We start from the raw sequence: 19579 nt of genomic DNA, 5'->3' as shown, positions 1-19579 counted from the left end.
CGAAGGTCGCATTCGCGTGCGGTTCACCAAGGGCCGAGAAGTTATTGATTCCCAATACATCCACCCATGTGGGTAAAAGGAACGTAAAATAATGAGATTCAGACCTTCTGCGCAGGCTTCCGGGCCTGCGCGACGCCGTGTGGCCACCGGGGCCGCAGCGGCATTCCTGGGCTTGGCCGTGGCCTTCGGCGGCGGCATGACGTCCCCCGCCGGTGCCGCCGAGCCCACCTCGCTCACCGGCGTCATCCTCGGTGTAGGCGCCAACGAGTCCCAGCGCACGGTGACCTGGTACTCCTCGGCCGACACCGCGCAGAAGCTCCAGGTCGCCCCGACCGCGGAGCTCGTCGACGGCGAGTTCGGGCCCGGCGCCGCCACCTTCGACGCCATCGGCGGGGCGAACATCGCCACCAGCGGCGGCTTCAACCGCCACGCCACGATCACCGGCCTGAAGGAGCACACGCAGTACTCGTACCGCGTCGGCACCGAGGGCAACTGGTCCTCGGCGTACTCCTTCAAGACGCAGGACTTCGAAGGCGACTACGACTTCCTGTTCTACGGCGACCCGCAGATCGGCTCGTCCGGCGATCTGGCGAAGGACCAGGCCGGCTGGCAGGACACCGTGGACGTCTCCCTCGCGGCCAACCCGAACGCCGAACTCCTGGTGTCGGGCGGTGACCAGGTCGAGACCGCGAACAACGAGTCCCAGTGGAACTCCTTCCTGGCACCCGACAAGCTGCGCCAGTACCCGTGGGCCGCCACCATCGGCAACCACGACGTCGGCGGCAAGGCCTACGAGCAGCACTTCTCCACCCCGAACACGGACCGCTCGGCCCCGTACTACTCCAATGGGAACCCGGGGGGCACCTCGTCCGGCGGTGACTACTGGTACATCTACAAGGATGTGCTGTTCATCGACCTCAACAGCAACAGCTACGCCACCTCCCAGGGCGGCGGCGGTGACGCGGCGCACCTCGCCTACGTGACCGACATCATCAACAAGCACGGCGCCGAGGCCAAGTGGAAGGTGCTCACCTACCACCACGCGATCTACTCGCCGGCCGACCACGCCCAGGACTCCGACAACAAGACCCGCCGCGTCGACTTCCCGACCACCTTCTCCAAGCTCGGCGTCGACCTGGTGCTGCAGGGCCACGACCACAGCTACTCCCGCAGCTACCTGATCAAGAACGGCGAGAAGGCGGACCCGGCCGAGCAGCCCGGTGCCTCCGACGTGTACGCCGGTCCGGGTGGTGTCCTCTACGTGACGGGGAACTCCGCCTCGGGCTCGAAGTACTACGACATCACCAAGCCGGACAACAGCGGTACGAGCGGCGCCGGCAACGGTGCGGACCCGCTGAACCCGGACAGCTACTGGTACAACTCGGTCCAGAACCAGGAGCACGTCCGCACCTACGTCAAGGTCCAGGTGCGCAACGACAAGCTCGTCGTCGAGAACGTCCGCAGCGGCACCTGCGCCGCTCCGAACGCCGCGGTGGAGAAGGGCAACTGGTGCAACAACACCGCTGAGGACCAGCCGGTCGGCTCGCTCGTCGACAAGGTCACGGTGCACCCGTTCCACGGTGACGGTCAGGACCTGCAGGTCAACGTGCCGAACGCCGCCCCGGGCGAGTTCGGCTGGACGATCGACGGCTACAACGGCCTGGTGGACCTCGGCACCGCCGAGGAGACCGACGGCACCCACTTCGAGGCGAACGGCAAGATCAACCCGATCGTCGTCTCGGACAGCCGCCGCTCGCTCGCTCCTTGGTCGATCTCGGCCAACGTGAGTGACTTCAAGGACGCCGGCAAGACGTTCTCCGGCTCCTACCTCGGTTGGAAGCCGCGCGTGCTCGCGAACGGCGCGGGCTCCGAGGCAGGCGCCTCGGTCGCCTCCGGCTACGACGACCAGGGCCAGGGTCTGTCCGTCTCGCGCGGCCTCGGTTCGGCCGAGCAGGGCCACGCCCGGGGTACCGCCAAGCTGGGCGCTGACCTGGGCCTGAAGATCCCGGACAGCGTCGAGAAGGGTGGCTACCGCGCCACTCTCACGATCACTGCGCTGAGCAGCTGATCTGACCCGTTCCACCCGGCGGGGCAGGCGCCTTCGGGTGACCTGCCCCGCCTCCCGTTCCAGGAGAACCCCGACATGCTCACGCCCGTAACGCGCCGGAAGACCGGCGTCACCGCCCTCGTCCGTACCGTCGCCCTGCCCCTGCTCATGGCCTTCGCGATCGCCGGCCTGTGTGTCGGCCCCGCTCAGGCCGCCGACGGCGACGGCGACGTCACCTGGACGGTCAGGACGGCCGCGAACGGGTACGGCGACGACCGGTCCAGTTACAGCTATGCCGTCAACCCCGGCGGACAGGTCAAGGACGCCATGGTCGTCGCCAACCACAGCAAGTCCCCGCTCGAACTCACGGTCTACGCCGCCGACGGCTTCACGACCGACACGGGCCAACTCGACCTGCTCACCAAGGACAAGAAGTCCGTCGGCATCGGCGCCTGGGCTCACGCCGGCCGCGACAGCGTCGTGATCAAGCCCGGTAAGTCCGCCGAAGTCCCCTTCACGGTCAGCGTTCCGGGCAATGCCACACCCGGCGACTACGTGGGCGGCATACTCACCTCCCTGAAGCAGGCCGACGAGGCCGAGGGAATCAACGTCGACCGGCGCCTCGGTATCCGGGTCAAGCTGCGGGTCGGTGGCGAGCTCAAGCCGAAGCTCGCGATCGAGGACCTCCATGTGGACTACGGCGGCACCTACAACCCGTTCGCCAAGGGCGATGCCACCGTCACCTACACGATCCGCAACACGGGCAACGCCCTTCTGTCGGGCCGGCAGACGGTGTCGGTCTCGGGCCCGTTCGGGTGGCTGCGGACCGAAGCGGGCGACATCGCCCCGCCGCCGGAGCTGCTTCCGGGTGAGAGCTGGAAGGTGAAGGTGCCCGTGCACGGCGTGGCGCCCGGAGTCAGCCTGGCCGCGACCGCGACCCTCACGCCCCTGCTCACCGACGCGTCGGGCTCCACCACCTCGCTCAAGCCGGTCGAGGCCACCACGCACGGCTGGGCCGTCCCATGGACGCTGTTGCTGCTGATCGTCGTACTGCTCGCGGCCGTCGTCGGTGCGTTCATCCTCACCCGCCGCGCCCGCGCACGTCGCAAGGTGCGTGAGGACGCCCGCGTACAGGACGCCGTCGAGGAGGCGCTCCGCGACAAGGAGCGGGACCGGCAGAGCTGACCGGCGCGGACCGAACAAAACGCTCGGCTGGGAGACCCCGGCCGAGCGTTTTGTTCGGTCCGCCGACAACAGCCGCCGACAACAGCCGCTGGACCAGCAGGTTGCTACTCCCCCTTGAATTCGCCACGGGGAGGGGGGTTTGTACCGCCGGCGTATCCTCTAGGGCCTGTCTTCGGGTCAGATCGTCGGTGTGTCATCGACGACCTCCTTGTGCGGCTCGACAATGAACCTCCAGCCATCGCTGGGCTCCAGGAACCGCACCCGGGTCGGGTAGATGTCCAGGGCGCGGCGGTCGCGGTTCTGGCTGCTCGCGCTCTTCCGCCCCCGGGTCGGCTCCTCGAACAGGTCGACCTTCACGTCCGGCACCGCGACGACTTCCTCGCTCCAGCGCTGAACAATTCCCACGCCGAACGCGTCCCGCGCGGCGGAGTAGAGCGACTCCAGAGATTCCTTGTTCCCGTTGGGCACGAAGAGGGCGAGGTTCAGGAGGACGCCGGCACTCTGGAGAACCTCGATTTCCTCCCCCGCCTCGTCGGCGACCCAGATCCCGCGCTCTTCGGCATTGTCCGGGAGAACACGGATTTCCTCACCGAAGATCGTCCTCGCGGTGAAGGACCCTCCCTCAAAATTCTTACCCGGCTCCGTAAGGAAAGCCGGGGCGTAGCAGTCGAGAGGAAGGCCATCCATCTCTGCCGAGACGAAGATGCCGTCCTGGAGGCCCAACTCCGAAACCTCCGCGGCCGTAAGACGTCGAGCCGTAGCCTTCTCGGTATTCACGCCATTCCCCTTTTTTCGTGGCGTCCTGTGAATTCATTAAGACTCTACCACGAAAACGACCGGCCAGTTCCCGTTACGCATGCCTGCACGCTCACGACAGTACCGGTCAAATCTCCGAATAATTTCTTCGGGTAGAACCGCAAACGAATCCTCTCGCATTGCCGTGAGGTCCACGAGATGCCTATCCGTTTCGCCGGTGTTTTCGACGGTGTTTTCGGCAACGAAGTCAGCCGTCGACGGAATGCGAGCGGAATTGGTCGAATGGCAACAAACAGAAAAGAGACGCCTTGCCGCTCGGCATCGCGCTGTGTTTGCGCTCCCAGCCACTCGAACAGCCACTCAAAACTCTGCCCCGGCTGGCGACGCGGGCCGGGGCAGGGCAGCCGGGTCGGCCCGCCGTGGTCGAGCTCCGGTGCCGGACGCCGCCCGGCAGAAGAGACTTCTACAACACGCCCTACGCCTCGTTCTCCCGCAGTCGCGCGTCCGCCCAGTCCCCGTGGTCCGAGTCGATGCCGTCGCCGCCGTCCGTGACGCGCAGCGTCAGCCGGCGCACCCCGCTCACGTCGACGTCGAACGCGTGCGCCGCGTCCGTCGGCCCCAGCACACCGCTGACGGCCAGGACCCGGCCGTCGCCGATCACCTCGAAGACCACCGAGCCCTTGTCCGGCTTCTCCTCGTCGATGCCGGTCCAGGACGCGAAGCGGTCGTACGCGCCGTTCAGATCGACGGTCACCTCGGACCGCGCGTGCACCCCGAGCCCCTTGTCGTACGTCGCGGCGCCGAGCCGCAGCGGGCCGCCGTCGCCCGTGCCGTTCTCGCCGTTGGACAGGTCTCGCTCGACCGGGCCCCAGCCGTTCGTCTCGGAGACGAACGGCAACGAGCTGACGTACACGATGCCCGCGCGCGCCACGAAGACACGCACCGTGCGCTCGACCGTCAGCGGCGGCGCGCCCCGCCGGGCGTCCGGGTCCCGGTAGGCCACCGTGACCGGGATCTCCGTCGCCCCGTACTCCGGGTCGACGGGGACCGTGACCCGCCAGGACGCCGTCAGTTCGGCGCCGTCGGCCAGCTCGTCCGCCGTCGCGCCGGCGCCGTCGACCGCCCAGCCGTCGGGGGTACGGGCGCTCAGCGTCACGTCCTCAGCGGGGCCCGCCTCGTCCAGCACGAAGCTCGCCTCGACGTCGACCGTCGTTCCCGGCCGGGCGTCGGCCATCCCGGGGGATACGGACAAGGTGCCGACCGGCACCGCGTCCACGGGCCGGTCGCAGCTCTCGCGGCCCGGCACGGCGCGGCAGATCTGGGCGACGAAGCCTCCGTCCGCCGGCACCGGCACCGTGATCGCGTCTTGACGGTCCATCACCTGGCTGTGCCCGACCAGCCCGTCGGAGCCGTCCCGCACGACATCGACCCGCCACGAACCGGGTCCCAGGAACGTCAACGGCACCCGCTCCGTACCCGCGTCGCCCGCCCTGACGGAGCCGAGGAACCACCGGTCGCCGTTCCTGCGCGCGAAGGTCGCCCCCTCTCCGGGCGCACCGGCGACGAGCCGGCTCTCGTCCCAGACGGTCGGGACCTGATCGAGGAACCGGGCGACCTCGGGCCGGGCCCGGTACGCCTCGACGCTGCCCGCGTAGTTCTGGAAACCGGACTCGTACACCACGGAGAGCGCCAGCTCGGCGGCCTCGGTGTTGTTGCGCTGCCCGAACTGGAAGCCCATGGGGGTGAAGTCCATGGAGCCCACCACGTTGCGGGTGTAGGGCAGCGTCGCCATGTCGTCGGCTTGGACATCGCCCTGCTCGGCGCCGTGCACGCCTTCCATCGTCATGACATGCGGCCAGGTGCGCTGGATGCCGTGCGGGAGGGTCGAGCCGTGGAAGTTGACCATCAGCTCGCGGGCGGCGGTGTCCCGGAGGATCTCGTCGTACCACCCCATGCGTTCGCGCGAGTCGGAGTCCATGAAGTCGATCTTCAGTCCGGCGGCGCCCCACTTCTTGACCTTGTCGAGCTGCTCCGTGCGCTCGGCGGCGGTGTCGAGATCGGTCCAGTGCATCCACAACAGGACGCCCACGCCGTGCCGTTCGGCGTACTCCATCAGCTGCGGCATCCAGTCGGTGGTCTTCCAGCCGTCGTCGACCAGGGAGTACTCCCAGCCGTGCGCCGCCGCGTAGTCCACGAACCGCTGCTGCGTCTCCAGGCTGCGCTGCGCCGCGCCGAAGCCGGCGAGCCAGGACCAGGCGACCGTGCCGGGGCGGATCCAGGAGGTGTCCGCGACGCGGGAGGGCGGAGCCAGGTCGTCCACGAGCGTGGACTCGGTCACGGTGGCCAGATCGCCCGCGATCACGGTCCGCCAGGGGGTCGCGAGCGGCCCGTCGGAGGGTACGGGCACGGAGGGGTCGGCCAGCGCCACGTCGTAGCGGCCGCTGCCCGCCGTGTGCACGAGGCGGCTCGCGGGATAGCGGCCGTCGACGTCCGCCTCGGAGAGCAGCACATGGTCGTCGCCCACCTGGAAGAGCGCGGGGTAGGCGTACTGTCCGCTCTCCGCCCCGGCGGCGGTCGTACCGTCGTACGGCTGCTCGTAGTTGACCGAGTAGTCGCTCAGCCGGGCGGGCGCGTCGCCCGGCAGCACGAAGCCGGACGCCTCGCGCAGCACGGCGCCCGAGCCACCGTCACCGCCGTCGCCGCTGTCGCCGCCGTCGCCGCTGTCGCCGGGGAGTACGTAGCGGTACGCGACTCCGTCGTCGGCCGCGCGCACGACCAGGTCGACCCGGGCCCCGCCCGCCCCTTGCAGGGTGAAGCGCGACTCGGCCATGTCGACGGTGCGACGGCGCTCCTTGCCGACGACGGTGGTGTACCGCTCCGCGATACGACGGTCCTTACGGTCCACCAAGCGCAGCCCGCGCGTCAGGTCCGCGTCCTCGGTGACGATGCCGATGGGCGAGGGCTCCACGAGAGTGCGGCTCCCGTCGCGTACGGCGAGGGTGACGGAGCCGTCGGCGGGGTCGAGCCGTACGGCGGCGGCGGGCCCGCCACGGGACACGGTCCAGGCGGAGCCGTCGGCCCGGACCGAGACGCCGGGCCGGGTGTCGCTCGCGTCGCCCTGGGCCACTGCCGGGGTCCCCAGGCACAGCACCCCCGCGAGCGCGGTCGCACACGCGGCACGCGATCGATTGGCTGAACTCGGTCTGCTGTTCGTCATCGCTTGTCCCTCTCACTCGGGAGCGGAGCGGTCGTGGGTGCGGCCGGAGCCGGACCCACCGGGCAAACACGGGGCGCGAGTTGAAGACGACGGGGCAGAGCCTGAAGGGGCGCCCGTGCTGCGGATTGTCCGCCGGGATCCACCGGATCCGCCAGGGGCCGTCGCACAGAATCCAACAGAATCCATAACGCGCAGACCATGCCGAGCATGCGGACCGCGACCGGACCGGAGGCCGGAGACCCTAGGGTGTCGGCCGTTCCGGAGCAACCGGTCCAGTTCTCTTCTGCTCGGGAGTGAGCGTGGCGACGGAGTCCGCGTGGACCGTGTCGGTCGAGTCCTTCCGGGACGCCGCGCTGCCCGGCACCTGGGGATCGTCGGTAACGACGGCTTTCGGGCCGACCGCCCCCGGCCTCGCGACGTCAGGGGAGTCGGCTTCGCCGCCGGTTCACGACCCGTTCGGCCCGGAGACGAGGTGACCGCTCTTGTCGTAGGGCCAGGCGTTGGCGATGCATCCGTGCAGGCCCTTGATCTGTTGCATCATCACGGGGGCCAGTTGTCCGGGACCCGCGCAGGTCGTGTGCGTGTGGCCCAGGAAGTGCCCCATCTCGTGGTTGATGATCAGTGCCCGGTAGTCATGGATCGGACCGTCGAACGTGGGCGAGCCCTCGGCCCAGCGCTTCAGGTTCACCACCACCCCGTTGGGAATCTCGCAGTTGTATTCGCCTCCGGTGTCCTGGTGGATGCCCTCCCAGCACAGGGCGTCCGCCGTTCCCGGTGTCGCGATCTTCACCTTGAGGTCGTAGGGCTCCCCCGCACTCACCAACTGGAACGAGGAGATCCCGTTGTGAGTCCAGCCCCGGGGCGCGGCAAGTATGTCGGCGATCTCGTTCGCCGCTTGGGTCGGCGAGACGTCGAGCCCGGTCTCGACCTGCACCACGTAGCGGAGCAGACGCGTACCGTGACCGACCTTCGCGCCACTGGCACGGGCGGTGACGAACGTGCCGCTGCCTGTCGCGGGGACGTCGATCTTGGTCGCGGTCGGGGTGGGGGTCGGGGTCGGGGTCGGCGTGGGGGTCGGTGTGGGGGTGATGCGCACCGTGCTCCGCGGGTGCGGCGCACCGCTCGACGCGTCGCTTCGTCCGCCGTTCAGGAAGAACGTCACGGAGCCGAGCAGGCCGGCGGCCACCAGCGTGCCGACCAGAAGGCTCCGGCCCCGGCGGCGCGGACGAACCCGGCGGCGCGGACGGCCCCGGCGGTGGGAGGGCCCGTGACGTCCACCACGGCGGGAGGACCGCTGCTGCCGGCCAACGCGGTGGGCCACGGCGCTGCCGGTGGGAGGTGCGGATTCCCGCTCTCGTGCCGAATGCATGGCAGCTCAAACTGGTCATTTCAGATGATCGCCATGGGATCGGATGGTCACGAAAGAATAACGAGTGGTTTTCAGTGACTCTCGCGCCCACTTCGCCGCCCACTTCGCGCCCACCGCCGAACCGGCCCACCAGCCTTCCGTATCCCCCTCGGCCCCCATCCTTTGCGATCCTTCTGTAACAGCTCCCGAGAGAGGCCTTTAGTCAGACAGTCATGAAATGCGATCTGTGCATACTGTCCGCATGTCCCGAGTCCTTATTGTCGAAGACGACTCAGATATCCGTAAGGCCGTCCAGCTGGCGCTGCGACATCAGGGGCATGACGTTTTCGCCGCCGCAACCGGTGAAGAGGGATTGGAACAGCTCCGCCCCTTCCGCCCGGATGTCGTCGTGCTCGACCTCATGCTGCCCGGCATGTCCGGCCTCGACGTATGCCGGCGGATCAGGGGTCGCGACCAGGTGCCGATCATCATGGTGACCGCCAAGGGGGACGACATCGATGTCGTCGTGGGGCTGGAGGCCGGCGCGGACGACTATGTGGTCAAGCCCGTGCAGGCCCGGGTGCTCGACGCGCGCATACGGGCCGTACTGCGCAGGCAGGACGCGTCGGTCTCCGGCGGCGTCCGGCCCAGGGCGGAGTCGCACGGCGAGCTGGTCATCGACCGGGCCGGGTTGGTGGTGACCTACCGCGGTGAACCCGTCGCGCTCGCCCCCTCCGAGCTTCGGCTGCTGCTGACCGTGTCGGCCTCGCCCGGCCGGGTGTTCAGCCGCCAGCAGTTGCTGGAAGCGGTCTGGGAGCACAGCTACCACGGCGACATACGGCTCGTGGACGCCTGTGTGAAGCGACTGCGCAACAAGCTCGGTGAGCTGGGCGGGGATCCCCGGTACATCCAGACCGTACGCGGCTTCGGCTACCGCTTCGGTTCCCCGTGAACAGCGGGAGATCCGTGCGGGCACAAAAGGCCGCACGGGCAGAGAAGGCCACACGATCGCAGAAGGCCGCACGGCAACGCGAGGCCGGCGCGGCCGGGCAGGGCGCGGCCGGGCAGTGCGCGGCCGGGCAGTGCGCGGCCGGGCAGTGCGCGGCCGGGCAGGGCGCGGCCGGGCAGGGCGCGGCCGGGCAGGGCCCCAGGCCGGTGCGGTTCCTTCGGACGGTCCTGGCGAAGGCCCCGCTCCCGCTGCGGGGCCTGCGCTCCCGCCTGGTGGTGGCCTTCGCCCTGGTGGCCGTGGTCAGTGCCCTGAGCACCGGAGCCCTCGCCTTCCGGGAGGCGCGTACGGGGGTGCTGCAGCAGAGCCAGGACTCCGTCATCCGGCAGTTCCGGACCAGCGTCGACGCCGTGGCCGTCTACACACCCACGGCGCCGAGCCAGTCGGACTTGCAGGTGGCGGTGAACCAGGTGCTCCACGCCAACCAGTCACAGGGATGGCGGGTACTGGCCACGTACGGCAGCTTCCGCGCCTACGCGCCGAGTGCGGACTTCGACAAGCTGAGCCCGCAACTGCGCCGGTCCGTAGGAACCCAACGCGCCGCGGTGTTCCAGCGGGTGGACGCCGACGGTCATCCCTATCTCGTCGTCGGAATGCCGGTCACGTACGACGACACCACCGGTGAAAGCACGGAGTCCAGGCTCTCGGGGATGGTGATGTACCTGGTGGTGCCGCAGAACACCGAAGAGGCTTACGTCAGGGCGATGGTCAGCGGCATCGAGCGCGCCACCCTGGTGGCACTGTGCCTCGCCGTCGTCCTGGCGCTGCTGGCCGCGGGCGGCGTACTCCGTCCCGTGCGGGCGTTGCGCCGGGCGACGCGTCGGATGGCCGAAGGGCATCTCGACGTCCGGCTGGCCGTCAACGGTTCCGACGAACTGGCCGACCTCTCGCGATCCTTCAACGACACGGCGGCCGCGCTGGAACGGTCGGTCGCGGAGTTGCGCCGCCTGGAGGCCCAGGCGCGCCGCTTCGCCGCGGACGTCTCCCATGAACTGCGGACGCCGCTGGCGGCGATGTCCGCGGTCACCGACGTGCTGGACGAGAACGCACTGCACTTGGACCAGGAGACCGGCGACGCGTTGCGGCTCATCACGGAGGGAACCAGTCGGCTGAGCGGGCTGGTGACAGACCTGATGGAAATCTCCCGCTTCGATGCCGGCGCTGTCGAACTCAACCTGGACGAGGTCGACTTGGCCGAGTCCGTACAGCGCACCCTCGCCTCTCGGGGATGGCAGGGCCAGGTGGAGACGCGCTTGCCCCCGCCGGGCGTGCTCAGGACGCGTGTGGATCCGCGCCGGCTCGACGTGGTGGTGGCCAATCTGGTCGGCAACGCCCTGCGGCACGGTGCGCCGCCGGTGCGGCTGACCCTGGGTGTGCGGAAGGAGCGAGCGGACGTGGCGTGGGCCGTCATCGAGGTGACCGACAGCGGACCGGGGATTGCCGAGGAAGCCATGCCCCACATCTTCGAACGCTTCTACAAGGCGAGCACCACACGGACCAGAAGCGAGAGCAGCGGGCTGGGTCTGGCCATCACGGTGGAGAACGTGCACCTGCACGGAGGGCGCGTCAGCGCGGCGAACCTGCCCGGGGGCGGCGCGGCGTTCACGGTCGAACTCCCCCTGAACCGCGACTCCGCGGCCACCGACGACGCCACCGCGGGTGCCTGGTGACGGGCTCGCGCGTACCGGCGCTGCTGGTCGGGGTCACGGCCGCGCTCACACTGGCGGCGTGCGGCGTCCCCCCGTCCGACGTCATCCAGGCCGGCGAACCGGCGAGCGGCATACGACCTCCGGCGTCGGCGGTGCCGGCCGCCATCCCCTTCTATTTCCTGCGCGACGGCGATCTGACGCCCTATTCCCGCAGGATCGACGACCCAGGGGACTTCGGGGCCGTCGTGAACTCGTTGTTCGGCGGACCGACCGCGAGCGAGGCCGCGACGGCCACCACGGAGCTGCCCCGTCTGACGGCGGCGCCGGAGGTGACGCTCGGCAGCGACAACACCTTCTCCGTCCGCCTCCCCAAGGAGGTCACTCCCCTCAGCCGAGTGGCCATGCTGCAGTTGGCGTGCACGGTGGCCGACGTGCACGCGCCGTTCGCCCCCCAGCCCTTCGAGGCGAACCAGGACAGTGCGTCCGGGGCTGCTTTCGGCCAGGCGGAAAAACCCCCACGCCCAGGAACGTCCATGTGCTCGGGAACGGATGGACGATGACGCAGTCGGACGCCCCATGCCCCTGAGCGTTCCACCGGTAGAAGCCGACGGCGCCGGCCGGCCCATGCGTGTGGCCGTGATCCCGTTGCCGATGGCGTCGGCACCTGTGACTCCTCCACCCTCTGAAGGGGGTGGCTTCTCGCTATGCCGGTTGGGCTTCGCGACGGACCAGCCCGGCCCGTAGAACGTTGATCGCTCCCACTGTGTCAGCGTGCGCGTTGTGGCCGCACGAGAGGCAGTGGAACTTTTCCTGTGTGGGCCGGTTCTCCGTGGCGGTGTGCCCGCATGCGGGGCACCGCCGGGAGGTGTTGCGGGGGTCCACGGCCATCACTCCCCGTCCGGCGCTTTCAGCCTTGGCGTTCAGGATCGCGAGGAGCACCCCCCATCCGGCATCGGCGATCGAGCGGTTCAGCCCGGCCTTCGAGCCGGCCCCGTTGGGCAGGAAGTTGCCCAGCTGGTCGGGTCCCACTTCGCCGGATCATGCGGCGGCGCACCACTTCAAGTGGTGAAGGACTACATCGAGAACCAGAAGCTGCCCACCTGACCTTCACGACGAAGGGGCAGAGAACTCCAGCGCCCCGCGCCTCCGGACCCAGAATCGGATTCCCTCCCCGCCCGAAGGCGGGGATTCCCTCCGAAGAAGAGGGATGGGAAGGGCGTAGGCAGCCGCGATCGGGAGGCTCCGTATGGGGCCCCGGCGTCCGGGAAGCCGGCGCCAGAGCGCACCGAGTAGGAATCCGGCGCAGACTCAGCCAGGAGGCGCGCTGCCAGTCCCGTTCCCGGGTGAGCGCCACGCCGAGACCGATGACCACGACGGCGAGGCCGACCAACGGTGCCATATGGCGCAGCGAAAGTTCGCGTCGTTCCGGCGGCCGGCCCCGGGCATTGGGCACGGTCGGGCGGATCAGCCCGGCCGATCGGGCCAGCCGCCAACCGGTCGCCACCGACCCCATGAGGAGGAGGGCCAAGACGCTGCCCGTGGTGCCTCGGGAGCGCGATCGGCGAAGTCGCCGCCCTCATCGGACGGAATTGCCGCCTCGGCCGCGCCTCGGCCGCATTCGCTTCCGCGCCCGTATGCCGCGCCCCTGGAAAACTCGTGGGGTACGTGTTTTCACCTGGTGCGTTCCGACATCACGCGGGGTTTCACCACCGTGCACTGCGTCAGCCACGCAGTGCCCCACGGCTTCGGCGCACCCCAAGACAAGGAGGCACCACGTGAACTTCCCGAGGAACGTCAGACGCGCGGCCAAGGCGGCCGGTGTGGCGGTCACCCTGGGCCTGGGACTGGGTCTGGGACTGACCGTCGCCGCGCCGGCCCAGGCCGACCCGCCGGTGGGGACCTTCACCCCGCTCGTCGGGGTGTGCTCGGACACGGTCGAGCCCGTGCTCGATGCCCTCGGCGAGGGGTACTTCTCCTGCTTCGGGTCGAGCGGTTCGCCGATCATCCAGACGCGCCCCGCCGGCTGCCGGATGGCCCGCCCGACCGGCTCCTCGGCCGCCATCGACGCGCTGCGCAAGGACATCGACACCCGCGCGGGCTGCCTGGACTTCGCCGGGGTCGCCCGCGGGCCCATCGACACCTCCACGCAGGACCTGAGCTGGATCCAGTTCGCCATGGACGGGGTGACCGCAGCCGTCCGCGGTGACAGCCCGCTGAGCAGCCACCCCTTCACGCTGATGGAGCTTCAGCGGATCTATACGTGCGAGACCACCCAGGCGGCCGGGATCACGGTGAACCCGCTGCTGCCGCAGCCGGGCTCCGATGCCCGTGTCGCATGGCTCGCGGCGCTGCGTCTCAGCGAGGTCCAGCTGGGCTCCTGTGTCGGCGGCTCCGCCCCCGAGAACAACGGCACAGTCCTGACCTCCGCCGGACACATCGTGCCGTTCTCGATCTCCAGTTACCTCGCCCAGACGGACGGGCCGGCACCGGACGCCCGTGGCGAAGCCGTGCTCGTGCCGATGGACGGGGTGGAACCCATCAGCGGTTCCGGCACGTTCAACACCGACTTCCCCCATGTCCGTCGGCTCTACGTCGTCGTGGACAGCGCACGCGTCGAGAACGCGGACATCAAAGCCGCCTTCATCGGGCCCACTTCGAAGCTCTGCGACAGCCCCGCCGTCATCCGGCTCCACGGTTTCGGGACGCTGAGCAACTGCGGCACGGTCGCGGCGACCGGCGAGCGCTGATCCACCAGAGGCTGCCGATGAGAAAGGGCGCCCCCGGGGAAGGGGGCGCCCTTTCTCACGGCGCGGCTGGATGGGGCCGCGTCAGAAGGTCGACACGGATCGTCAGGAGGCAGAGCCCGCCTTGCGGCGGCGGCTGACGAAGACCGCGACGGCGCCGAGGGCCATCGCCGCGCCGGCCGCCGTGGCGAACTGCGGGAGTGCCGAGGGGGAGCCGGTGCTGGCGAGGGCGCCGGTGTCCGCGGTGTTGTCGGCGTTGTCGGAGTTCACCGGGGTGGTGGACGTGCCGCCCTGCGGCTTGTTGTCCGGGGTTTGCGGCGTGGTCTTGCCGGGCTCGGCGTCGTCGACGTCGTCGGGGACGGCGCTGCCGGCGGCGAGGAGCTCGAAGGCGTACTCGGTGGAGAGGTTGCCGCCACAGGACTCGTCGTCGTTGACGTAGTTACCGGCGACGAAGGCGAGGCCGTACCCGGCCGGGGCCTTGGCGTCGACCTTCAGGCGCAGCTTCACGTCGGCGTGGGCACCGGCCTTCAGCGGACTGATGGAGCCGGCGTTGCTGCCCTTGTCCACGTTCTTCCAGGTCGGCGACGCGGTGGTCGACCACTGCAGGTGGAAGGCGTCGTCGATGACGTTGTAGCCGCCCTTGTCCGTCGCGTGGAAGTAGACGCGCGGGGAGACCTCGTCCAGCGTCCTGTCCGTGCCGTTGCTCACGCGGAGTGAGAAGTCCGTCGTCGAGCCCGCGACGATCTTGGACGGCAGACCGGTGACGACCGTGCTGAGCTTGCTCTCGAAGACGCAGCTCGGCTCCTCCGGCTCCGTCTCCTCGTCCTTGGCGTCGGCGAGCGCCTTGTCGGCGGCCTCCTTCACCTTGAGGGCCGCTTTCGCGGCATTCTGGACCTTGGAGTACTCCCGAACGGCGGCGACGCGGGCGTCGTCACGGGCGCGGCCGGCCGTCGCGGCCTTCTCGTCGGCGGTGGCCTTCGCGCCCTCCGCGGACACGGCAGCGGTCTCCGCGTCGGTAACGGCCTTCTCCGCGGCCGCCTTCTCCTCGGCGGTGGCGGTCTCGGGCAGCGCGGCCAGTGCGGCCTTGGCGTCGGCGAGCGCCTTGTCGGCGTTCTCCTTGGCGGTGGCGGCGTCGGCCGCCTCCTTTTTGGCGGCCTTCGCGGCGACGCTGAGAGGCGCGTCGTCGGAGAGGGCGGTTTCGAGGACGGCCCGCGCGGCCTTGTCCGCGGCGACGGCGTCGTCGTACGCCTTCTGCGCCTTCTCGGCGGCCTTCTCAAGTTCCTCGATGGAAGGCTTGTCCTGCTCGCCCCGCTGCTGCGCCTGCGACGCGGCGGACTGCTTGGCGTCGGCGAGCGCGGGAGTGACGGAGAGCAGGATGGCGGGGGTGGTCACGGCGGCGACGACGGCCGTGGCAAGCATGCGGCGAATCTTCAACGGAGTCCTTCGCGGGTCCGAAAAGCTGGTTCGAAAAGCGGGTGAGAAAAAGTGTTGAGGCAGCCGCTGCGGCAGCAACCACGCAGGGCTTCGTCGCCGATCGTATGACCGGAAACACCGTTGTCGGAAGTACGTGAGGAAGGTGACGAGTGCGGCACACCGCTGTCACACGGCGGGCAATTGCCTCGTAAGGGGACAGTTGCTTTCCCTTTACGGGGCACTTTAGTGATCCATGTCATTTTGCGGAGGCGCGCCGGGAGACGACTACTCGCCTCCGCATGGTGGGGTGAGGGCCGTCCGAGCCGGCCTGTGATGCGGCTGTTGCGGCGCGATCGCGTTCAGCGCCATGTCGACGGTCCGCCCGTGCAACCCGCCCCGGCGGCAAGCCCGGTGACGCGCCTGCGCTGCCGGAAGCCAGGGGTTTCCTGGGCCCCGGCTCGACCGCGCAGAACAACGCCATGAACACGTGGATCAAGAACTACAGAGCGGCCTGCCCCGACACCCAGATCAACTACAAGCCCTTCGGCTCCGGCGCCGGCGTCTCCGAGCTGATGAAAGCCGCCCTCACCACGGTGCGGCGGCCCTGGCCGGCCTCGCCATGGACACACCACGAACGGCCGCCGGCGATGCGCCGGCGGCCGTTCAGGATTCCGTTGTCGCGGGCGGCGCCGGTGAGCGCCGCGGTGGATCAGTCGCGCCCGAAGATCTTCTCGCTGGAGCCGAGGCGCAGGAAGACCGTCTCGCCGGTGGCGTTGTCCAGGCCGTCGTTGTCGGTCACGGCGTAGACCTCGCCGTCACCGGCCACGGTCAGCCCTTCGAGCTTCTCCTGGGTCCAGCCGTTCGTCGCGCGCAGGTCGGGCAGCACGTCGTGGGCGAGCTTCTTGGGCAGCACGGGCAGCGAACCCGACGGCGCCGCGGACTTCGGCAGGTCGACCGTGTACACCCGCTTGATCTTCGCGGACGGGCCGTTCAGCTTGTCCCGCTCGATCACGGCGAGCTTGTCGCCGACCACGGTGATCTCGGAGAGGCCGATCCAGTCACCCGGGGTGGTGGTGCTGCCGATCTTGTAGCCGTACCAGCTCCAGGTGCCGGCCGCGACGTCGTACCGGCCGAGCCGGACGATCCCGGCCGGGTCGGTCTTGACCTCACGCTGCAGCGTGGCCCAGACCACCTCGCGACCGCCGCGGTCGGTGGTCGCGGTGACTCCCTCGAAGCCCTGCCCCCCGAGGCCCGCGGCGATGTCCGCCGGAAGGGGAACGACCTGCCGGGTCTTTCCGTCGCTGTCGAGCCGGACCAGCTTGTTGTCCGCGCCGGTCGCGCCCTCCACACCGAGCCAGAAGCCGCCCTGCGGCCGGGCGTAGATGCCCTCCGCGTCATAGCCGATCGGCTTGCCGTCGGCACCCTTGACGGTCAACGACCGGGTGATGACCGCGGGCTGCCGCGCCGCGTCAATGGTCAGGATCTTGGTCTCGGAGTACGCCGCGTCGGTGACGCTGTAGAGCTCGTGCCGTTTGCCGGGTACGGCGGAGAGCGCGCCGAGCACGCCCCAGCCGATCGGCACGCCGGTGGAGTCCGGGCCCGAGACGATGCCCGGGAACGCGGGGGCGCCCTTGCCCAGCCGGAAGACACTCACCGAGGAACGCACGTTGACCGAGGCGTCGTCCTCCTCGCTGGAGACCGCGAGCAGGCCGCGTGACGGGATCGGCAGCAGCCCTTCGGGGCCGTTGGTGGTGGGCAGCACCTGACGGAAGACCGGGGCGGTCGGCCGGCTCAGGTCGTAGACGGCGACGAAGTTGCTCCGCTCCGAGCCGACGAAGGCGTAGCGCACGCCGTCGAACTCGGCGATCGCCAGGCCCTCCGGCTCGGTGCCCTTCTTCTCGGACCGGTCCTCGTTGTGCAGCCCGTAGCGTACGGCGAGCGACTCGAAGCTGTTGCCCGCGTCCCAGACGACCTTGCCGGTCCGGCTGTCGAAGATGGACCAGCCCCGGGTGCCACCGCGCCAGTCACCCTCGTTGGCGGTCGCCAGATAGCGGTCGTCGATCCAGCCGACCGAGTCGGGCTCGCGCGGTACGTCGGTGATGGAGCCGGTCAGGTCGACTGTGCCGTCATCGACCGTGTCGATGCCGTTGACCGACGCCGTACCGGCACTGAATGCCTTGGTGATCCTGCCCGTCGGCAGATCCAGCAGAACGACGCCGTTGTTCTCCTGGAGGGTCACCACGAGCTGGTTGCGGCGGTTGATGGAGACGTACTCCGGCTCCGGGTCGGTCGGCTCGGTGATCCCGGCGGCGACCAGGGCGGGCAGCGCCTTGCCGTTCGGCTGGGTCAGCGGCACGGCCCGGGTACGCCACCGACTCGGCGCGTCACCCTTGAGGTCGACGATCTGCACAAAGCCGGCCGGCAGCTGGGGCAGGTCGCCCTCCTCGCCGCCGGGCGGGGTCGCCTCCTCGTCACGCTCGTTCTCGATCGCGATGGCGGCGTACCGCTTGTCCTTGCTGATCGCGATGGAGTCGGGCTGGCCGCCGAGGTCATGGCTCGCGACCCGTCGGCGGTCGCGCAGCGAGATGACGTCGAGCCGGCCGGACGGATTGGCATAACTGGCGCTGGTGTTCACCACCACCAGGACGTACTGGCCGACCACTGCCACCGAGGTCGGCTCGTCCTCGGCGTCGCCGAGTTCGGCCAGCGACAGCGTTCCGAGCCCCCGCGGCTTGTCGGGGTCGCCGAGGTCGAGGAAGCCGATCCGCCGCGCCGCCGCGTCGGTGTAGACCAGGGTCCGGCCGTCCTCACTGACCGCCGAGATCTCGGCGACGGTCGGGGAGGCCGGGTCCTCGCTGGCCGGCCGGTTCTGGAAGACCGGGTAGGTGGCGGTGCGATCGAAGGCGACCGTCCGCCGCGACTCCTGATGTGCGCTCGCCGCGCCCGTGCCGGCCAGCATGCCGGCGGCGACAGCTACGGCCACGAGCGCGGCGCAGGTTCTCTTCGGGGGCATCTTTTCTCCGTTGCACGACAGTGAAGGAGCGAGATCGTCCCACCTGCGAGCGAGCATGAGACGGCGTCCGGGTGAACAGCCGACGAGGAGCGTCGACTTCGGCCCGGCGATTGGTCCCCTTTCGTCCGGGCGATCCGCTGCCCACCCCGCGCACGGCGGCCGTCGGTGAACAATCTTCGCGAGAGCAACACACGGACTACGCACGGCCTCCCGCAGGTGCCGTTACGTTGTTTCCCGCTCGATCAAGAGTGCGAACTTGAACAGGTCGCCGGAATTCCTGGTGGCGCAGTCAGCACAGAAAGATCGCGGATGGACTACTGCTCCTCGTGCCGTCGGACCCTCAACGGGGCACTCGTGTGCCCCGGTTGTGGCGCGTACGCACCGGATATCGCCCCTCCTGGCCACCGCCACCGCCCCCACGACGCGGCACCAACGACCGTGACGGCGGAGGCGTGGCGGACGCGGGAGTTCCCGGCCGCGACGGACTACTACGCCGACTCCCACCCCGGCCCCGAGCCGGCCACTCCCGGCGTTTCCCACGCTTCCCACGTTTCCGACGCTTCCCAGGACGCGATGGCGGACGCGTCGGACTCCGGGCCGTCGGGCGGCTCCGAGGAGACCGTCCCCGTGACACCGGGCCGCGCCGCCCGGCGCCGCCAGCTGGCGCGTTGGAAGAAGCAGCGACGCCGAGCCGTGGTCGCGTCGACCGTCGCGCTCGTCGGGGGCGGTCTGACGCTCGCCGTGCTGCCGTCGCGGCCGTCCACCGGCCACGACACACAGGCATCGGCGACGCCGGAGCCGAAAGCCACGGCCACGACCGAGACGGACGCCACCGAAACCGACTCGTCATCCGTACGGCCGCGCATCCGCGATCCGCGGGATTCCGGCAGCGGCGCACACTCTTCCGCGATCACCAGCCCACCGCGGAACGCCACCACCGTGGTGGCCACGACCGCTACGAAGAACCCGCGGCGGACCAGCGTCACCACCCGCCCCGCCGCGACGACGAGCCCGCAGCCGCGCGCCACCACGCCCGTGACGGCCGACGCGTCGCCCACCACCAATCCTCCGGCCTCACAGACGACCACGCCACCCGCCTCTCCTCCGTCCCAGCCCGCCGACGACTCGGCATCGGACACAGCGCCCCCGAGCCCCGCGCCGGCCACGACGCCACCGGACCGGCTCTGCCTGCTTGTTCTGT

General features: G+C 69.8%; 12 protein-coding genes and 3 pseudogenes. 6 read left to right on the top strand and 9 right to left on the bottom strand.

Translation table 11 applies throughout. The features are described 5' to 3' along the window. Positions 1 to 91: 91 nt before the first annotated feature. Together ACIRQP_RS02540 and ACIRQP_RS02535 are read left to right on the top strand one after the other, a co-directional pair. Positions 92 to 2068, top strand: a complete 1977-nt coding sequence (locus ACIRQP_RS02540; protein WP_403882237.1) for a fibronectin type III domain-containing protein — start codon at positions 92 to 94, stop codon at positions 2066 to 2068. 75 nt (positions 2069 to 2143) lie between these two features. Continuing rightward, a complete protein-coding gene (locus ACIRQP_RS02535; protein ID WP_403882234.1) occupies positions 2144 to 3232 on the top strand; it encodes a WxL protein peptidoglycan domain-containing protein in 1089 nt (362 codons plus the stop codon). 177 nt (positions 3233 to 3409) lie between these two features. Here the strand turns inward: ACIRQP_RS02535 and ACIRQP_RS02530 are convergent, their stop codons facing one another. The 3 genes from ACIRQP_RS02530 to ACIRQP_RS02520 form a co-directional block, all read right to left on the bottom strand. Continuing rightward, complete coding sequence (locus ACIRQP_RS02530; protein ID WP_403882231.1) at positions 3410 to 4009, bottom strand: hypothetical protein; 600 nt, start codon at positions 4007 to 4009, stop codon at positions 3410 to 3412. Positions 4010 to 4463: 454 nt separating this feature from the next. Beyond that, complete coding sequence (locus tag ACIRQP_RS02525) at positions 4464 to 7205, bottom strand: glycoside hydrolase family 97 catalytic domain-containing protein (RefSeq protein WP_403882228.1); 2742 nt, start codon at positions 7203 to 7205, stop codon at positions 4464 to 4466. Between the two features lie 445 nt (positions 7206 to 7650). Beyond that, positions 7651 to 8391 carry a DUF3152 domain-containing protein gene (locus ACIRQP_RS02520; protein ID WP_403882225.1) on the bottom strand — a complete coding sequence of 247 codons (741 nt, stop codon included), beginning with the start codon at positions 8389 to 8391 and terminating at the stop codon, positions 7651 to 7653. 424 nt (positions 8392 to 8815) lie between these two features. Between ACIRQP_RS02520 and ACIRQP_RS02515 the strand changes: the two genes are divergently transcribed. From ACIRQP_RS02515 to ACIRQP_RS02505, 3 genes are all read left to right on the top strand, one after another. Then, positions 8816 to 9505 carry a response regulator gene (locus tag ACIRQP_RS02515; RefSeq protein WP_403882222.1) on the top strand — a complete coding sequence of 230 codons (690 nt, stop codon included), beginning with the start codon at positions 8816 to 8818 and terminating at the stop codon, positions 9503 to 9505. 203 nt (positions 9506 to 9708) lie between these two features. Beyond that, on the top strand, positions 9709 to 11229 hold the full coding sequence (locus tag ACIRQP_RS02510) for a sensor histidine kinase (RefSeq protein ID WP_403883259.1): 1521 nt from the start codon (positions 9709 to 9711) through the stop codon (positions 11227 to 11229). Next, positions 11226 to 11768 (top strand): hypothetical protein, encoded by a 543-nt coding sequence (locus tag ACIRQP_RS02505; RefSeq protein ID WP_403882219.1) that lies wholly within the window; start codon positions 11226 to 11228, stop codon positions 11766 to 11768. The genes ACIRQP_RS02510 and ACIRQP_RS02505 overlap by 4 nt, the downstream gene beginning before the upstream one ends. Before the next feature lie 142 nt (positions 11769 to 11910). Here ACIRQP_RS02505 and ACIRQP_RS02500 read toward each other — a convergent pair. From ACIRQP_RS02500 to ACIRQP_RS02490, 3 pseudogenes are all read right to left on the bottom strand, one after another. Next, positions 11911 to 12231 (bottom strand): annotated as a pseudogene (locus ACIRQP_RS02500) (zinc ribbon domain-containing protein); the annotation flags it as partial. Positions 12232 to 12315: 84 nt separating this feature from the next. After that, positions 12316 to 12501 (bottom strand): annotated as a pseudogene (locus ACIRQP_RS02495) (DUF6185 family protein); the annotation flags it as partial. A gap of 72 nt (positions 12502 to 12573) precedes the next feature. Next, positions 12574 to 12721 (bottom strand): annotated as a pseudogene (locus ACIRQP_RS02490) (hypothetical protein); the annotation flags it as partial. A gap of 262 nt (positions 12722 to 12983) precedes the next feature. Between ACIRQP_RS02490 and ACIRQP_RS02485 the strand changes: the two are divergent. Then, a complete protein-coding gene (locus tag ACIRQP_RS02485) occupies positions 12984 to 13955 on the top strand; it encodes a hypothetical protein (protein ID WP_403882216.1) in 972 nt (323 codons plus the stop codon). Positions 13956 to 14057: 102 nt separating this feature from the next. Here ACIRQP_RS02485 and ACIRQP_RS02480 read toward each other — a convergent pair whose 3' ends face one another. From ACIRQP_RS02480 to ACIRQP_RS02470, 3 genes are all read right to left on the bottom strand, one after another. Continuing rightward, positions 14058 to 15371, bottom strand: coding sequence for a peptidase (locus ACIRQP_RS02480; RefSeq protein WP_403882213.1), 1314 nt, complete (start codon positions 15369 to 15371; stop codon positions 14058 to 14060). A gap of 703 nt (positions 15372 to 16074) precedes the next feature. Beyond that, the gene (locus tag ACIRQP_RS02475) at positions 16075 to 18378 is read right to left on the bottom strand and encodes an esterase-like activity of phytase family protein (protein ID WP_403882210.1); all 2304 of its coding nucleotides are present in this window, start codon (positions 18376 to 18378) and stop codon (positions 16075 to 16077) included. A gap of 488 nt (positions 18379 to 18866) precedes the next feature. Further along, on the bottom strand, positions 18867 to 19517 hold the full coding sequence (locus tag ACIRQP_RS02470) for a hypothetical protein (protein WP_403882207.1): 651 nt from the start codon (positions 19515 to 19517) through the stop codon (positions 18867 to 18869). Between the last annotated feature and the right edge of the window lie 62 nt (positions 19518 to 19579).

The sequence above is a fragment of the Streptomyces sp. NPDC102274 genome, from assembly GCF_044766385.1.
In the GTDB taxonomy this organism is placed as follows: Bacteria; Actinomycetota; Actinomycetes; order Streptomycetales; family Streptomycetaceae; genus Streptomyces.
The sequence above is the reverse complement of the archived record's forward strand: the minus strand, read 5'-3'. Positions and strand labels throughout refer to the sequence as shown.

What these genes read in the sequence shown, in the direction of transcription:
- ACIRQP_RS02540 (WP_403882237.1), top strand. Translation starts at nt 92, where the DNA reads ATGAGATTCAGACCTTCTGCGCAGGCTTCCGGGCCTGCGCGACGCCGT.
- ACIRQP_RS02535 (WP_403882234.1), top strand. Translation starts at nt 2,144, where the DNA reads ATGCTCACGCCCGTAACGCGCCGGAAGACCGGCGTCACCGCCCTCGTC.
- ACIRQP_RS02525 (WP_403882228.1), bottom strand. Translation starts at nt 7,205, where the DNA reads ATGACGAACAGCAGACCGAGTTCAGCCAATCGATCGCGTGCCGCGTGT.
- ACIRQP_RS02515 (WP_403882222.1), top strand. Translation starts at nt 8,816, where the DNA reads ATGTCCCGAGTCCTTATTGTCGAAGACGACTCAGATATCCGTAAGGCC.
- ACIRQP_RS02480 (WP_403882213.1), bottom strand. Translation starts at nt 15,371, where the DNA reads ATGCTTGCCACGGCCGTCGTCGCCGCCGTGACCACCCCCGCCATCCTG.
- ACIRQP_RS02475 (WP_403882210.1), bottom strand. Translation starts at nt 18,378, where the DNA reads ATGCCCCCGAAGAGAACCTGCGCCGCGCTCGTGGCCGTAGCTGTCGCC.